Annotated in this window: 13 protein-coding genes and 1 pseudogene; 4 read left to right on the top strand and 10 right to left on the bottom strand. The window is 60.7% G+C overall.

All coding sequences use genetic code 11. The features are described from left to right. The first annotated feature begins 36 nt into the window (after positions 1-36). A complete protein-coding gene (locus BFW87_RS28155; RefSeq protein ID WP_078742985.1) occupies positions 37-306 on the top strand; it encodes a PepSY domain-containing protein in 270 nt (89 codons plus the stop codon). Positions 307-327: 21 nt separating this feature from the next. Here the strand turns inward: BFW87_RS28155 and BFW87_RS28150 are convergent, their stop codons facing one another. Then, positions 328-5448, bottom strand: coding sequence for a dermonecrotic toxin domain-containing protein (locus BFW87_RS28150; RefSeq protein ID WP_078742984.1), 5121 nt, complete (start codon positions 5446-5448; stop codon positions 328-330). A gap of 202 nt (positions 5449-5650) precedes the next feature. Here BFW87_RS28150 and BFW87_RS28145 point away from each other — a divergent pair, with 202 nt between their 5' ends. Then, a complete protein-coding gene (locus BFW87_RS28145; protein WP_078742983.1) occupies positions 5651-6688 on the top strand; it encodes an Ldh family oxidoreductase in 1038 nt (345 codons plus the stop codon). A gap of 33 nt (positions 6689-6721) precedes the next feature. Here the strand turns inward: BFW87_RS28145 and BFW87_RS28140 are convergent, their stop codons facing one another. Then, entirely contained in the window at positions 6722-7042 is a 321-nt protein-coding gene (locus BFW87_RS28140) for a DUF883 family protein (protein WP_078742982.1), read from the bottom strand. 152 nt (positions 7043-7194) lie between these two features. Between BFW87_RS28140 and BFW87_RS28135 the strand changes: the two genes are divergently transcribed. Beyond that, positions 7195-7449, top strand: coding sequence for a hypothetical protein (locus BFW87_RS28135; protein WP_003190904.1), 255 nt, complete (start codon positions 7195-7197; stop codon positions 7447-7449). On the opposite strand, the pseudogene BFW87_RS32535 reads toward BFW87_RS28135, so the two are convergent. The 4 genes and pseudogenes from BFW87_RS32535 to BFW87_RS28120 all read right to left on the bottom strand — a co-directional run. Then, positions 7421-7516: pseudogene (locus BFW87_RS32535) on the bottom strand (LysR family transcriptional regulator); the annotation flags it as partial. The gene BFW87_RS28135 and the pseudogene BFW87_RS32535 overlap by 29 nt on opposite strands. Positions 7517-7654: 138 nt before the next feature. Further along, a complete protein-coding gene (locus BFW87_RS28130) occupies positions 7655-8206 on the bottom strand; it encodes a GNAT family N-acetyltransferase (protein WP_078742981.1) in 552 nt (183 codons plus the stop codon). Between the two features lie 5 nt (positions 8207-8211). Further along, a complete protein-coding gene (locus BFW87_RS28125; protein WP_078742980.1) occupies positions 8212-8673 on the bottom strand; it encodes an LEA type 2 family protein in 462 nt (153 codons plus the stop codon). 12 nt (positions 8674-8685) lie between these two features. Beyond that, positions 8686-10113, bottom strand: a complete 1428-nt coding sequence (locus BFW87_RS28120) for a nucleobase:cation symporter-2 family protein (protein WP_078742979.1) — start codon at positions 10111-10113, stop codon at positions 8686-8688. A 235-nt stretch (positions 10114-10348) separates the two neighbouring features. Between BFW87_RS28120 and BFW87_RS28115 the strand changes: the two genes are divergently transcribed. Further along, positions 10349-11974 (top strand): methyl-accepting chemotaxis protein, encoded by a 1626-nt coding sequence (locus BFW87_RS28115; RefSeq protein ID WP_078742978.1) that lies wholly within the window; start codon positions 10349-10351, stop codon positions 11972-11974. 143 nt (positions 11975-12117) lie between these two features. Here BFW87_RS28115 and BFW87_RS28110 read toward each other — a convergent pair whose 3' ends face one another. The 4 genes from BFW87_RS28110 to BFW87_RS28095 are packed head-to-tail and all read right to left on the bottom strand — an operon-like array spanning position 12118 to position 16145. Then, complete coding sequence (locus BFW87_RS28110) at positions 12118-13095, bottom strand: 2-hydroxyacid dehydrogenase (protein ID WP_078742977.1); 978 nt, start codon at positions 13093-13095, stop codon at positions 12118-12120. Then, positions 13092-14384, bottom strand: coding sequence for an MFS transporter (locus BFW87_RS28105; RefSeq protein WP_078742976.1), 1293 nt, complete (start codon positions 14382-14384; stop codon positions 13092-13094). Before BFW87_RS28105 ends, BFW87_RS28110 begins: the two co-directional genes overlap by 4 nt. A gap of 44 nt (positions 14385-14428) precedes the next feature. Further along, entirely contained in the window at positions 14429-15370 is a 942-nt protein-coding gene (locus BFW87_RS28100; RefSeq protein ID WP_078742975.1) for a sugar kinase, read from the bottom strand. Next, complete coding sequence (locus BFW87_RS28095) at positions 15363-16145, bottom strand: sugar phosphate isomerase/epimerase family protein (protein ID WP_078742974.1); 783 nt, start codon at positions 16143-16145, stop codon at positions 15363-15365. Before BFW87_RS28095 ends, BFW87_RS28100 begins: the two co-directional genes overlap by 8 nt. Positions 16146-16189 lie beyond the last annotated feature (44 nt).

Genomic DNA, 16189 nt, shown 5'->3' with positions numbered 1-16189 from the left:
AGGACTGAATCAGTCATTGCCCAATGGAGTACGACTATGTTGAAGAAAACCTTAATCGCCCTGTGTGCAACCTCCGCTCTGCTCAGTGCCGGCGCGGCCTTGGCCGACAAGCCGGGTGCCGGCTGGATTCCGATCGAAAAAGCCATTGAGGTCGCCAAGACCAAGGCCGGCTACATCGAGGTGTATGCCGCCGAGGCGGACAACGATGGCTATTGGGAAGTCAAAGGACGCAAGTCCGACGGCGTGGTGTATGAGGCGCGAATCGATGGTGCGTCCGGTAACGTTCTGCGTGACCAGAAAGACTGATTCACCTTCTCGGGGGCCTGTTCAGGCCCCCGGATCCAGTACCCTCCCCAAGTGTGTAATCAAATACGTCACCGAATCCGTATTGGCCAGGATGATGTCAAGCCGTCGGTCCGGGTCACTCATAAACACTGATCGGGCGTCGTTTAGCGTCTTTGCTCCCGTCACCTTCAGCACCTTGTCGCGAGCATGAGTCGAGCCGGCGCGCCCAAGGTCTTCCCAGCGTGCCGTCAGCTCATCTTGCGCCTTGAATAACATAGTGGCCGGGGTCAGTGTGGAGAGCGCCGTGTCGCGCAGGTTGGAAAGCGACGTGTGAAGTCTCAAGCCATCTGCGGTGCCTTGGCTGATCAGATCCTGGAAGGGGCGCATGCTGTCCAGATAGGCAATGTCTTCGGTCAGGGACGTCAAGTGACCCAACTCATGGATCAAGGATGCCGCGCGTGCATGATGATTGACGTCAAAGGGCGCGTTCAGGTACGGCTGGTAGATATGCATGCCCGGACTGAAGAAGGGATCCAGTAAAAAGATTCTCCGTTCACGGTCATTGGGTATTACAAAGGCGAAGGTCTCGTGTGAAGCCCAGTTGGCTGTACCGACCACGAATCGTTGAGAATCATGGGCGCTGAGTGTGTGATCGCAGAGCCCGTTAAGGATTTCCATCACCCGCACCTGGATCCGTGCAACCTGACCCGGGTTGAAGTTGAGGATACCGAACATCTCCGTCAGGAAGCGGCCCACTCGCGAATCAGGGTCACGTTGTTGCTCAAAAAGCGCCAAATTGCGCTGGCCGGTCACCGTGTAGTAAAGCGCCACATTGATTGCGTCGTTGATGCACTCAGCCATGAAGGGTGACAGCGCACGGATATTCTCCATGCCCTGCGCTTCGACATTGATGGCCTCGCGGATCGCCCGGCGGGTATTCAAGCGGTTTATAGGGCGACTCAGGGCTGGCCCGAACTGTGGCTCCTGCCGGGTCAGGTCAAGCACCCATTGGCCCTTGGCATTGCGTTCTACATGAGGGCCCAGCTCGGAACCCTTGCTGACACGCCAGCGCTCGCCGGCTTTTTTCACCGGGTAGACCTTGCCTGCCACCGGCACAAAATCGCGGTTGCTGGTGCTGTGTGTATACAGATGATTGTTGGCGCTTTCCTGCAAATCTGCCAGGGCTACTGTCGCGTCTTCAAAGTGCCGCATGCGGGTGCGCAAAGGTGCTGTGATATCCGGGGTGCTGACGGTGACCGTGGGTGCCAGCGCACTGTCAGCGGGCAGCAGGGCGTCCAGTTCCCTGCGCAAGGAGGCCAGGGTGGCCAGGCCTTGGGCGAACTTCTTCAAACCCAGGCCGAAGTGCTGGTCCTGCAAGGCTTGGGCGGAGGCTTCAAACACTTTGAAACTGCGCCACACCACCAGCGGGAATTTTAGTTTGCCGGCGAGAAACTGCAGCGCCTTGGGAATTCCTTTGTGTAACAAACTGGTAACGCCGTCCCATTGGTCCTTGCCGTTTTTGTCGAATTGGCAGGCGAGCATTTTCAGCAACTGTTGGGCGTTATCGGCAAACAGGCGCAGCAGAATATTGCCCATGACGGGCGACGAGGTGAGGGTGATCTCAGTACCGTCGGCAGTCACCGGGGGGCTGAACAAGTTGCGGTAGATGGCCTGATGCGGGTCATCCAGTTGCTGGATGATCCACGCCTGCAAGGGGCCGGGGCGATTGATCTCGGCCAGCAGATCCTTTTCCTGCACGTATTCCTTTATCACCCGTAACGGGCTGTAAGGCGCGTAAAGCACCCAGGGGCCTGTGAGTGGAGGTGGCGGACCTATCAGGTACAAACCGGGCACTTTCACTGGCGACGCGCCAGCCGTGGCCACCAGTTCCAATGGGCGCACCAGCGCTGCAGTGTTACTCCAGGCCTGGCGCGCCTCGCCATCGGGCATATCCAACACCTGCTGAAGAAAGCCCCAGGCCTTGTCACTCAGGCGTTCCTCGAGTTTTTCTTCATGGGCCTGACGCAGCAGTTGCCATGGCAATTGCTGACAAAACAGGGTTTGGCGTTGGCGCGTGTCCTCAGAGGTCGAGGTCAGAAGCGGCGTGAGCACATCACGGTAGGTTTTGCCGATGTCCACCTGGCGCACCAGTTGTTCCACCGCCGCGCCGTCGAGGGTCGATGGAAGCGCAGTGGCGCCGCGCGCATAGGGTCGAAGGTTATCGGCTTGCAGGTCGGGCAGGTGGCGCATGGCAAAATCAGTCAGGCTCAAGGTATGCCCGTCAAGCACCACGCGTGGCGGAATCAGGATGTCGTCAGGGTTCAGGTCCTCGTCAGGGAAGCGTTTCTTCAGCAGCGTCTGCAGGCGGCTGGTAACGGTCTCGCGCAGGGTTGGCACGCTGTGCAGGTAGTCACGCTCGTCCGGTGCGCTGAGGCGGTATTGCTCGACGAGTTCTGCGTGGAGGATCTGCTCCTGGGGGGAAGCCATGCCCAGCCAGACCGGCAAAGCGTGCTGCTGGATAATCGCTTGGGCAATGGCGTTGGCCCGGCCCAGGTTGGACGGCGACATCTGCTGCATGTCGGCGTCCAGGCAATCCTGCAACTGATGGGGGCCCAGCGGCATGGCGAGCCAGCGGTCCAGGCTATCGAGCTGGTAGTCCAGGTAGCTCTGTTGGCGGTTATTGAGCAAATGCTCGTCGATGCGTTGCAGTGGTCCCAGCGTGAACATTTGATGGGGGCGGCGATGGCTGATGGGCAAGTTTTGCAACAGGGCGATGCGGCGATCGGCGTCGGCCAAACGCTGTTCGAGCCTGTCGCGCAGAGCCTGCACCGAGATAAAAGGTTCGTGACCATGCTGCGGTGTCCATAGCACGGCATGGCCGGAGCGCTGGACATCGGTCCCGCCGCGTTCCGTCAGCACAAAACAGTTGGCCAGGGGGTGCAATGTGTCGCCGACCTTCAGCGTCAAGCCGTAGGCATCGGGTAGAAAGCCTTGCAACCCGTGGCGTTTTTCGCGGGTCATGCTGTCGCTACGCAAAACGGTGTCGAGAATCGAATGGTGGCGCGGGCTCAGTGTCTTGTTGAGCACGCGCAATTCGGCCTCGCTGCGCAGCCCGTTCATCAAGGCATAACCTATCTGGTCTCGATGGTTTTCCAGGAACTGGCGGGGCAGTGTGCGGATGTCATGCTCCACAAACGGAATCAGAGCGCGATCAATCACCGCGTTGAAGGTGCGACTGTCCAGTGCGTTCCAGCGTTTGGCCGTGCCTTCGTGACGGCCGCTGTACAGACCGAGGTCGGGTGTGTCGCCCACCGGGCTGCCGGTTTTCGCCAGGCGCGCGATAAAGTGCTCAACCATGCTTTGGGATTGTTTCGGGACACGGTCTTCCACCTGTAGTGCCTGGGTGGCGTAGGTGTTGGCGTACACGTCGGCGGCGTCGATATCCAGCAGGCGCTTGTTCAATTCCTGATTCAGCGCGTGCAGGGCCAGCCGGCGCAGCGTGGGTTGGTTATCCCGTTGCACTTTCAAGGCAGCCTCGGCGGCTTGCAGCGTCACTAACTGCTGCTTGGCCCGTTCCGCCTGCACCGTGGACGGCCCGCCATGGTCGGCGCTGACCGGGTGAAGGCTCCAGCGCCCGGCGGCGTCCATGCTCAACAGCCGACTGTCGAGCATCGCGCGCACATCAAGGGCGCAATCGAGCAGGGCCTCCAGATCGACTGCGCCGCCGCTGCGGCGAAACAACCCCAAGGCATGTTCCAGATTGGCCAATTGTTTGGCGGCGATGTCTTCGACCATCGAGCCAAAAACGCTGCCGTGTACCGCTCGCCCGCTGACCTGCACCGCGTCCATGGCGATATACAGGCTGCGCTCCTCAAGGGAGAGGTAATTCAACAACTCGTCCTGATGCCCGGCGGCTTTGAGCATGCTCAGCAGCGTGTCATTGAGGTCGGCCAGATCCTTGAGCACTTGCAGTCCACGCGTCTGGGTGTAGAGGTAGGCATGGGTGTCGCTGATCATCAGGGTGGCGGCCAGTTCCACATAGTGTTGATAAGGAGCGTGGATGCTGACTTTTTCGATTCGCAGCGGCGCGCGCCAGGCCGTGCGTGCCGCCTGATCGGGGAGAAAAACGGCCAGCAAGTGCTGGCTTTCCTCAGCTGACACAATGTCGCCCTGATGTTTGAACAACAAGTCTGCGCGGAATTTTTCGCTCATCACTTGGGCAAACAGCGCCTGACGCGATTGGCCGTGGCCGATGTCTTCGTTCCACCAGGTCTTTAACAGGCTGCCAAGCAGTTTGGAGAGGATGCCGGCAGTTTGTTCCACCAGGCTCTCCCACTGCTCGCGATCTTGTTGGCGTGCGTTTGCGCTGAACCCTGCGGTGATGTGTTTGGGGTTGGTAAAGGTGCGGGCCTGACCCGCCGGCCAAGCCTGGTCCAGGTAGTACTGCAGTAACGTTTCGCTCAGAGTGGCCGAGGTTAACCATTGGTCCACGCCGCGAGCGTGTCCTTCTGAAGAGGCATTGAAACTGTTGACTCGCGTGTCGCGCTGATCGAGGCCTGGAAAAAATGAACGTGCCATTATGCCCAACAGCGTTTCCAGCATTGAGGGCAAGCTTGGCGTAGTGCGAAGCGCATCGAGCATGTCTTGCACATTGCGCTGCTGGCTGGCCTCAATGGTTTTTTGCTGGGCTTCAAACACGGCACCGGGAATCGTTGCCGTCGTGAGGGAAAACTCGGTGTCCAGCGTGAATTTTTTGTGTTGGTTTATAGATAAAAAATACAGTAAATCAATGCGTTGTGAGTTGTTTTTAAGGCGACTTGTAATGCTGGAAAGCAAGGTTGCCCGGCTGTTGAATACTTCGATTCCTCCATAGGGGGTGTAGAGCAGCGCTTTGTTATCGTCAGGGCTGGGGCTCATCAAGAACGCGCCTGCCAGCGCCAGTGTGGATTTGTCCGCCAGCTCCAGCGTCATCTGTTCAACCACCATCGCAAAGCTGCGCGCCACGCTGTCCTGGCGTGCGTCATCGGTGGCGTAGTACAGCGTGTCCAGCCAATCCAGGTCCTTGAGGGTCAGCCCCAAGGCGCGCTCTCGCGGCGTAGGTTGTTTCCTGCGTACGGGTTGGTGAAACTCCTTGAAAAAATAAGGTGGGCTGACGCTGGTCATCTATCGCTCTCCATCATGGCCCGGATCAGCCAAGTGAGCGCCAGCGTAAAAGTGCAGGACTTGCCGTCTGCGGTAGATAACTGCTGCAAAAAAAACACGCGCCCGCAAACGCCGATTGACAGCAGATGCAGGGCGCGTTGTTTAATCGCAGGTCTGGTTTCTCGTCTTGTCGCGCCTTCCAATCATAAAATCGGAGCTTCAGATGTCTACGCCGTCCAAGGTAGTTGAAGGGTCTTGTGTCTCCATTGGTTTCCCTGAGCTGGTAGCGTTGCTGCACCAGGTCTTTGTGCGGCACGGCACCTCGCCTGAGGTGGCGGCGATCCTCTCCCTCAATTGCGCCAGCGCCGAGCGTGATGGCGCCCACAGCCATGGCATTTTTCGCATGCCCGGCTACCTCAGCACTCTGGCCAGTGGCTGGGTAAATGGCCGTGCGGTGCCGCAGGTGACGGATGTGGCCTCAGGCTTCGTGCGGGTAGACGCAGGCAACGGCTTTGCCCAGCCGGCGCTGGAAGCCGCCAGAGGGCTGTTGGTAGAAAAAGCGCGCAGCGCCGGGATTGCCTTGCTGGCCATCCACAACTCCCATCACTTCGCTGCCTTGTGGCCTGACGTCGAACCCTTCGCCGAAGAAGGGTTGGTGGCCCTCAGTGTGGTCAACAGCATGACCTGCGTCGTGCCGCATGGCGCCGACCGCCCCCTGTTTGGCACCAACCCCATCGCCTTCGCCGCGCCGCGCGCGGATGGTGCGCCGATTGTGTTCGACCTGGCCACCAGCGCCATTGCCCACGGCGACGTACAGATTGCTGCGCGCAAGGGCGAACGCCTGCCACCGGGCATGGGCGTCGACAGCCTGGGCCAGCCGACCCAAGACCCGAAAGCCATCCTCGAAGGCGGCGCGCTGTTGCCATTTGGCGGGCACAAGGGCTCGGCACTTTCGATGATGGTAGAGCTGCTGGCGGCCGCGTTGACCGGCGGGAATTTTTCGTTTGAGTTCAACTGGGCGGATCATCCCGGCGCACGCACGCCCTGGACCGGCCAGTTGCTGATTGTGATCGACCCCAGCAAAACCGCCGGGCAAAGCTTCGCCGAGCGCAGTCAGGAGCTGGTGCGGCAGATGCATGCGGCAGGGTTGCGGCGGTTACCGGGGGATCGACGTCATCGCACACGGGCGAAGTCGGAGCAGGAGGGGATTGTGATCGAGGTACAGGATTGGCAGCAGTTGCAGGCACTCGCCAACGGGTAAAAAGGGCAACGCCGGTGGCGTTGCCCTCAAGGATCAGTTACGACGGCCCAGCAGCAGGCCGACTACCAGGCCAAAACCGGCGGAAATCGCCACGGTCTGCCATGGGTGGCCACCGATGTAATTTTCGGTGGCATCCACCACTGGCTTGCTGCGTTCGCGCACGTTGGACACCGAGTCCAGGGCTTGCTTAAGCTTGATGGCGACCTGCTCGCGCAGGGTTTCGCCTTCCTCACCCACCAGTGACGCGCTGCTTTTGAGCAGTTTGTCCGACTCTTCGATCAACGCCGTCAGCTCACTGAAGGCTTGATCCTTGATTTGTTCTTCGACAGCTTGGGCGGCAGATTTGCGGGCCATTGTGTGACTCCTTGCAGGTGAATGTGACAGTGAACAATGGAGTGTCGGGCTGCGGCAAAAGTTGCAGATTTTTTGCGCTGGGCAAAAACCGGATCGGGAAATGCTGACCTAGCGTGTAAGATGTCACCTATTTGTGCCGCAGGTAATTCAACATGAGCTTCAACCTCGCCAACAAGACCCTCGCCGAACGCGCCGAGCTGGAAGATGAAAAGTCCCGTCTCTACGACCTGTGGCAAACCAACCTGGGCAAGGCCAAGGGCGAAGCGGCGCGCTTGTTCGGCGAGCGCGCCAAGCGCAAGGGCAAGTGGGCTGAATGGGTACGTGCCGAGCTCGATGGCATGTCGCCGCCGGAGTTTTCCAACATGGTGCGCAGTGAAGTCAACAAGCTGATGGCGGCGGCGAAGTAAAGCTCGCCACGATCGCTTCGCGCACCTTTTGCAGCATCGGCTCCTGCGCTGCCGCCGTGCGCCAGCCCGGAAGTGCGCTACCTCACCGACTGAAACACGGTCAAAATATGTGGGAGCTGGCTTGCCTGCGATGGCGGTGTATCAGTCAAGGGTGGGCAAGCTGACACACCGCCATCGCAGGCAAGCCAGCTCCCACAGTGGATCTTCACTGTTTGGCGGATTTGGATTCCAGCCACTCTTCGCGGGTGATCTCCCAGATATCCCGTGGGAATTTGCCGCCTACAAAGCTGCCTTCATCCGTTCTGATCAGGCGCATCCCCGTGCGTTCGGAGATCCGTCGCGAGCCCAGATTGGGCGCAGCCTTGGGCGCGCGCAACACTGGGCGCTTGAGTACTTCAAACCAGTACTCGGTCACCGCCGCGCTGGCTTCGCCCGCCAAACCCTGGCCCTGCCACTGCGGGCCCAGCCAGAAGCTGCGGTTGTCGTCCTGCTCGTCCATCAGGCTGATGCTGCCGATCAACTGTTGCGGTGCACTGTTGAGGCGGATTGACCAATGCCAATGCTCGCCCCGCGCCATGGCCGGCAAGGCGACCTGTTCCAGGTAGGTGCGAGCGCCGTCGGCCGGGTAGGGCCAGGGCACCTCGGCGTTGAGGTAACGCACCACTTCCCAATGCGCAAATTGCTGCTGGGTAGCCTCGACGTCGTCCAGCGTCAGTGGGCGCAGGATCAGTCTTTGGGTGAACAAGGTCGGTTGCATGGTCTTTACCAGGTGGCGGTGTTCGGCAAGTCCAGCGTGCCACGGTCCACGAAGCGCATGGTGCCGAACAGACCACCCGCCAGCTTGCCGCGCAGCGTATAGGGCAGGTTGTTCAAACTCTGGGTCTGGCTAAGGCCCAGGGTTTGACGCAACACGGAAAACGCGGAAACGCTGACCGGCACGGTCAGCACCGTCTCGGAAAAACGTGGGATGGAACCCGCCTGATCACTCACCCCGGAGGCCAGCGGCCTGCCATTGACCTCCAGGTCCAGGGCCACACCGCTGTAGTCGATCGCCGTTTCATTGGGGTTTTGCACCCGCAGTTTCACGGCAAAACGCACTTCCAGGTCCTGGCTTTGCAGCGGCTCGATGCCCACCACGTTGATGTTGACCGGGTCGCGCTGGGGGAACAGCGCGCAGGCGCTCAAGGTCAGCAGCAGTAGCGATAGAACCATGAGCTTGCGCATTAAGAGTTGCTCCTATTTCGTGACGTCCGGGTCCTGCATCACTTTGAGGGTAGAGGACTCCGGCTCAAATTCATCTTCTTGCAGTTCTATGAACTCCTCCGGCAGGAAAATGTTCAGCAAGATTGCACAGAATGCGCCCACCGTGATCGGCGATTCGAAGATGTTGTGCAACGCTTTGGGTAAATCGCGCAGCACTTCCGGTACAGCCGCCACGCCCAGCCCCATGCCCAGGGAGATCGCCACGATCAGCACGTTGCGCCGGTGCAGCCCGGCTTCGGCAAGAATCTTGATGCCCGCCACCGCCACGGTGCCAAACATGATCAGGGTCGCGCCGCCCAGCACCGGCTTGGGCATCAGTTGCAGCACCGCGCCGATCATCGGGAACAACCCCAGCAGCACCAGCAGGCCGGCAATGAAGTACGCCACGTAACGGCTGGCCACGCCGGTCAACTGGATCACGCCGTTGTTCTGGGCGAAGGTCACCATTGGCAAACTGTTGAAGGTGGCGGCCATGGCCGAGTTGAGGCCGTCCGCCAGCAGGCCCGACTTGATGCGCTTGATGTACAGCGGGCCCTTGACCGGTTGCTGGGAAATCATCGAGTTGGCCGTCAGGTCACCGGCGGCTTCCAGGGGCGAAATCAGAAAGATCACCGCCACCGGGATAAACGCCACCCAGTCAAACGAGAAACCGTACTTGAACGGCACCGGCACGCTGATCAGCGGCACCTGGGGCAGGGCGGCCAGGTCCACACGGCCCATGGACCACGCCACGACAAAGCCCAGGGTCAGGCCGATCACGATCGAGCCCAGGCGCAGGAACGGGTTACTGAAGCGGTTGAGCACCACAATGGTCAGCAGCACCAGCGCGGCCAGCCCCATGTTGCTGGCGGCGCCCAGGTCTTTGGCACCAAAGCCGCCGGCCATGTCGGTGACGGCCACCTTGATCAGCGACAAACCCATCAAGGTAATGATGGTGCCGGTGACCACGGGGGTGATCAGTTTGCGCAGCTTGCCGATGAACTGGCTCAGCGCCACTTCGATAAACGCCGCAAAAAAACAGATGCCAAAAATGGTCGAGAGGATTTCATCGGTGCCGCCACCGCGAGCCTTGACCATAAAGCCGGCGCTGAGGATCACGCTGATAAATGAGAAACTGGTGCCCTGCAGGCACAGCAGCCCCGAACCGATCGGCCCGAACGTGCGCGCCTGCACAAAAGTGCCCAGCCCCGACACGAACAACGCCATGCTCACCAGGTACGGCACTTCTCTTTCCAGGCCGAGCACGCCGCCGACGATCAGGGTCGGGGTGATGATGCCGACGAAACTCGCCAGTACGTGTTGCAGCGCGGCGAAGATCGCGGCGGTGAAGTGCGGGCGGTCTTCCAGGCCATAGATCAGGTCGGATTTATAGCGCGGGCGAGGGGCTTGAGCGTCAGACACAATGCGGGCTCGGGTCAGAAAAAGGAGGCGCAGGATGCCAGAAACTGCCGATCGTCAGAAGTGTAAAAATATATTTATGGACGCCCTGCGCAAAACCCCGCGCGCTGCCGATACCTCGTATAGGCCCACATTCCAACCATAACAGTGGTGACCAAAGGTCAGAGCGGCGCGTTGACGCCGACTGATCGTTTCGCGGCATGGACGCTCGCAAACACTACTTCAGAGAGCACCCCCTATGTCCCTCCGTCAGCTGAACATTGCTCCACGAGCGTTTCTCGGTTTCGCATTCATTGCTTTGTTAGTGGTGTTATTGGGGGTGTTTGCGGTCAACCGCATGACGCAGATCCGCCAGTCGTCGGTGGACATGACCAGCACGCAGCTGCCCAGCGTCACTTACCTTGGCAACATCACGGAAAACGTACTGCGCTTGCGTATCCTGTCGTTCCGCGTGCTGGTGAACCGTGAGCCGGCGGGCCTGCAAGAAGCTGAAACCCGCATGGGCGTGCTGACCGACAAGGTCAAAACGGCCCAGGCCGGCTACGCGGCGTTGCCCGCTGGTACGGAGGAAGCGGCGCTGTACAAGACGTTTGTCAGCACGCTGGACAGCTACCTCAAGGCACAGGCGGAGATGCTGGCCCTGTCCAAACAAGGCAAGCTCGATGAAATGCGCGTGCTGATCAATACGCGCATCAAGGACGGCACCGACCAGATGGGCGAGCAGTTGAACAAGCTGATCGCTATCAACGCAGCGGACGCCAAGGACGCCGACACTGAAGCCGGAGCCAGCTATCAGGGCGCCATTACCGGCGTGATTGTCTTCGCGGTCGCCGCCGCGTTGCTCACTGTCCTGCTCGCCTGGCTGCTGACCCGCAGTATCGTCACGCCATTGCGCAAAGCCGTGGCGGTGGCCGAAACCATCGCCGGTGGCAACCTCAGCACAACCATCGAGGATGACGGCAAGGACGAACCCGCGCGTTTGCTGGGTGCCTTGGCGGCTATGCAAGCCAACCTGCGCCAGACGATCCAACACATTGCCGGCTCGGCCACCCAGTTGGCCTCGGCCGCTGAGGAGCTGAGCGCAGTCACCGAAGAAGCCTCCAAAGGCTTGCAGCAGCAGAACAACGAAATCGACCAGGCGGCCACAGCAGTCAACGAGATGACGGCCGCGGTGGAAGAAGTCGCACGCAATGCGGTGTCCACCTCCGAAGCGTCCAGCCAGTCCAACCAGGCCGCGCGCGAAGGCCGCGACCGTGTGGTGGAAACCGTCGGCGCAATCCAGACCATGACCCAGGATGTGCAGAACACCTCCGTGCTGATCGAGGGCCTGGCGTCCCAGGGCCGTGACATTGGCAAGGTGCTGGACGTGATCCGCGCGATTGCCGAGCAGACCAACCTGCTGGCGCTCAACGCGGCGATTGAAGCGGCGCGTGCCGGGGAAGCGGGGCGCGGTTTTGCGGTGGTGGCGGATGAAGTGCGAGCCTTGGCCCATCGCACGGCTCAATCGACCCAGGAGATCGAAAAAATGGTCGCCGGCATTCAGAACGGCACCGGTGAAGCCGTGCAGTCGATGCAGCAAAGCAATCAGCGCACGCAAAACACCCTGGAAATGGCCCGTGCTGCAGGCGTGGCGCTGGAGCAGATTACCCAATCGATAAGCCTGATCAACGAACGCAACCTGGTGATCGCCAGCGCCTCGGAAGAACAAGCCCAGGTGTCCCGCGAAGTTGACCGCAACCTGGTGAACATCCGCGACCTGGCGACCCAGTCAGCGGCGGGTGCCAACCAGACCAGCGCGGCGAGCCATGAGCTGTCGCGTTTGGCTGTGGATTTAAATGCGATGGTGGCCAGGTTCGTTATTTAACCGCCACTCATCCCAAGGGTGGGAGCCGGCTTGTGTGGGAGCTGGCTTGCCTGCGATAGCATCACCGCGGTAAGCCTGACACACCGAGGTGCCTGCATCGCAGGCAAGCCAGCTCCCACATTGGTTTTGTGGGGTGTCAGGGGTTACTGCTTCAAGGCAGTGGGGTTTACCAGATTTTTGGGTCTTTCCCCCGCCAACGCCTGCAGCAAATTATCCACCGCACACCTGGCCATCGCTTCGCGCGTCTCATGGGTCGCCGAGCCAATGTGGGGCGTCGCCACCACATTGTTCAAACGCAGCAACGCCGAGTCATGATTCAGCGGCTCGCGCTCAAACACATCCAGCCCCGCTGCCCGAATGGTGCGTTGCTGCAAGGCTTCGACCAAAGCCGCTTCGTCCACCACCTTGCCGCGCGAAATATTGATAAAGATCGTCTCCGGGCCCATCAGCGCAAATTCTTCGGCGCCAATCAACCCCTCGGTTTCAGAGGTCAGTGGCAGTGTCAGGCAGACAAAATCCGCTTCCTTGAGCAACTCAACCAAACTGCGGTATTGCGCGCCAAAGCGCGCTTCCACCTGAGGTTTGGGCGAATGGCTGTGGTAGATCACCGGCATTCCAAACCCGAAATGCCCACGCTGGGCCAGGGCTTCGCCAATGCGGCCCATGCCAATGATGCCCAGGGTTTTGCCGTGCACATCGGTGCCGAAATGCGCCGGGCCGATGTTCTTGTTCCATTGGCCGGCACGCACCAGGTCCGCCAGCTCCACCACGCGCCGGGCGGTGGCGAGGATAAGCGCGAAGCCGGTGTCGGCGGTGGTCTCAGTGAGTACGTCCGGGGTGTTGCTGAGCAGAATGCCGCGCGCGGTCAGGTAGTCGATGTCGTAGTTATCGACCCCCACCGATACGCTGGCGACGGCTTCAAGGTGGGGCGCCAGGTCGAGCAGTTTGGCGTCCAGGCGCAGGCTGGCACCCAGCAGGCCGTGGGCGGTGGGCAACGCATCACGTAGCTTGGCCAGGCCGGTGTCATCCAGCGCTTCGATCAGCGTGACGTCAGCCTGTTCATGCAGGCGGGCCATCAGCGGGGCGGAGAGTTTTTTGTAGAGTACGACAGACTTTTTCATGAGGTTTTTACCTTCAACTCCAGGGTTGGCGCCCGCACACGATCACTGGCGCCGGGCTTGAGGAAAATCGTCAGCACCACCGACAGCATCAGCGCACCGCTCATCAGCAGGTAGGAGGCGCCGGGTGAGCCGGTGCTGCTATTGAGGTAACCCACCAGGTAAGAGCCGCCGAACGAGCCGAGGGCGCCCATGCTGTTGATCAGCGCCATGGCGCCGCCGGCCACGTTGGCCGGCAGAATCTCCGGCACGATGGCGAAAAACGGCCCGTACGGCGCGTACATGCAGGCGCCGGCGATCACCAGCAGGGTGTAGGACCACCAGAAATGTTCGGCGCCCAGCACGTAGGACGCGTAGAAGGCGATGGAGGCGATCAACAGCGGCGGCCACACAAAACGTTTACGTTTTTGCAACTTGTCCGACCCCCAGGACACCGCCAGCATGCCGATCACCGCCGCCAGATACGGCAGGGCGGACAGCCAGCCCGCCTCAACCATGTCCATCTGCAAACCCGCCTTGAGGATCGACGGCAGCCACAGCACAAAGCCGTACACGCCGATGCTCCAGCAGAAAAACTGCAGCGCCAGAATGATCACCTTGGGCGAGCGAAAGGCTTCGCCGTAGTTCTTCACCGCCTTGATCCCCACTTGCTCGGCGGCCAGGGCGCTTTCCAGGTCTTTTTTATGCTGCTCGCTCAGCCACTTGGCGTCGGCGGGTTTCTCATCGGCCAGCTTCCACCAGATAAACGCCCAGAGCACGGCCGGAATGCCTTCGATGATAAACATCCAGCGCCAGCTGAAATGCTGCACCAGATAGCCCGAGACCACCGACATCCAGAGCATGGTCACCGGGTTGCCGAGGATCAGGAAGGTGTTGGCGCGTGAACGTTCGGCACGGGTGAACCAGTGGCACAGGTACACCAGCATCGCGGGCATTACTGCCGCTTCGACCACGCCCAGCATGAAGCGAATGGCGATCAGCATATAGGCGTTGGACACCACGCCAGTCAGCGTGGCCAGGCCGCCCCAGAGGATCAGGCTGACGAAAATCAGCTTTTTGACGCTGCGTTTTTGCGCATAAATCGCCCCCGGTACCTGGAAGAAAAAGTAGCCGAGGAAAAATAGTGCACCCAGCAGCGACGACATGCCGGGGGTGATCATCAGATCTTCGGCCATCCCGGAAGCGGCGGCGAAGCCATAGTTGGCGCGGTCCAGGTAGGCCAGGCTATACGTGATAAACACGATGGGCATGATGTACCACCAACGGCGGGTGGCGAGTTTCAGCGTTTCCATGGGGTTGCTCCTGAGCTTGTTGTAGTTGTGGCAACAGGGTGTGGTCATGCAACGGATCGAGTGGGTAACTCCGCGCGGGTGGGCAGGCCTTCCATATCGCCACGGCTTTGCACGGCGCGGCTGCCGATCCAGTTACCGCGCTGTACGGCTTCGGGGAAGCTGAGGTTTTCCAGCAGGGCGCTGATCATGCCGACGGCAAAGCCGTCGCCGGCGCCGACCGTGTCCACGACCTTTTCCACCGGCACGGCGGCGATAAAGCCCTGGTCCATTTGGGTGCGGTAATAGGCACCGTCCGGCCCCAGCTTGATGGCCACGGCTTCAGCGCCCAGGTCGAGGTAGAACGCGGCGATGTCGGCCGGGTCATCGAAGCCGGTGAGCAGGCGACCCTCACTCAGGCCCGGCAACACCCAATCGGCATGGGCTGTGAGGGCATTGATTTCGCGGATCATCTGCGCCTGGCTCGCCCACAGTGAGGGGCGCAGGTTCGGGTCAAACGAAATGCTGCGTCCGGCCTTGCGCATGTGCACCATCAGTTCGGTGGACAGCTCGCGGGTGGCCTCGGACAAAGCGGGCGGAATGCCGGTGGCATGCAGATGCCGCGCCTGCAACAGCGCAGGGCTGATGGCGGCTACCGACAGATGGCTGGCCGCCGAGCCCTTGCGAAAGTACTCCACGTGGGGATCTGCGCCGGCTTCTTCGCGGGACTTGAGCTGAAACCCTGTGGGGTGCAGAGGGTCGACGGCCACGTGACGGCAATTCAGGCCTTCGCTTTCCAGGGTGTCCACCACAAACCGCCCCAGGGAGTCATCGCCGACCCGGCTCAGCCAGGCGACGTTGAAACCCAGGCGCGACAGGCCGATGGCGACATTGCTGTCGGCCCCGGCGATGCGCTTGTGAAACTGCGCCACCTGGGCCAGGTCACCGGTCTGCTCGGCGACAAACATCGCCATGGTTTCACCAAACGACAGGATATCGATCTCAGACATGAGCATTCTCCGCACGCGGCTGGCCAAGGAGGGCAAGGGAGGCGACCTGTTGCGCGGTGACCGCAATCAGGTCATCGCCCTGCAACGGGAATTCCACGGCCCGGGTAATACCTTGAGTCATATGTTTGAGCAGTTGTTCCCACAGATGCAGGTCGGTGGCGCCGGGCGGCAGCGCCACCAGCTTGCCGTCCTGCCGCCGCGCCACGGCCTTGCAGTGCAGGTAATCCACATGGCGGCCCAACAGGCGTGCGGCGGTCAGGGCGGACTGGTCCTGCCACTGCCAGTTGCCGATGTCGAAGGTCATTTTCACCGGCAGGGCCAGACGCTCGACCTCGCTGAAAAACCGTTGCATCGGCTCGATGCGGCCGCCGTGCAGGGTCTGGTCGTTTTCCACCAGCAAGCGGACCGGGTGACGACTGAGTAGCGCGTGCAGGCTTTGCAGGTCATTGGTATCGGTGAAGTAGCCAAGGGAGACTTTCAGCCAGAGCGAACCAAATGCCTGGGCGCGGTCCAGCGTGGCGGTAAGTTCTGCATTGGGTTGGGCGCGCCCGGCCACCCACAGCTCCAGAGGCGAGGAGTACACGGATTCCAGGTTCTGGTCGGCGGCGGCCTGGGCGAGGGCGGTGGGTTGCTCGTCGGTCAGCAGTTCTTCACGCCATTCGATGCGCTGCGCGCCGGCAGCGCTCAGCAGCTCGACAAAACTCTGCTGGCCTCTCTGGCGAACCAACTCGGCGCCGTAGCTGGAAAGGCTTATGGAGACGGGGTATTTATGCATTGTTGTGTACCTCTGAAACCGGTTTCATTTTTTCACGAAAGAAT

This window comes from Pseudomonas fluorescens, assembly GCF_002022275.1.
Taxonomy (GTDB): Bacteria; Pseudomonadota; Gammaproteobacteria; order Pseudomonadales; family Pseudomonadaceae; genus Aquipseudomonas; species Aquipseudomonas fluorescens_AJ.
Note: the sequence above shows the minus strand (reverse complement) of the source record. Positions and strands in the feature narration are given on the sequence as shown.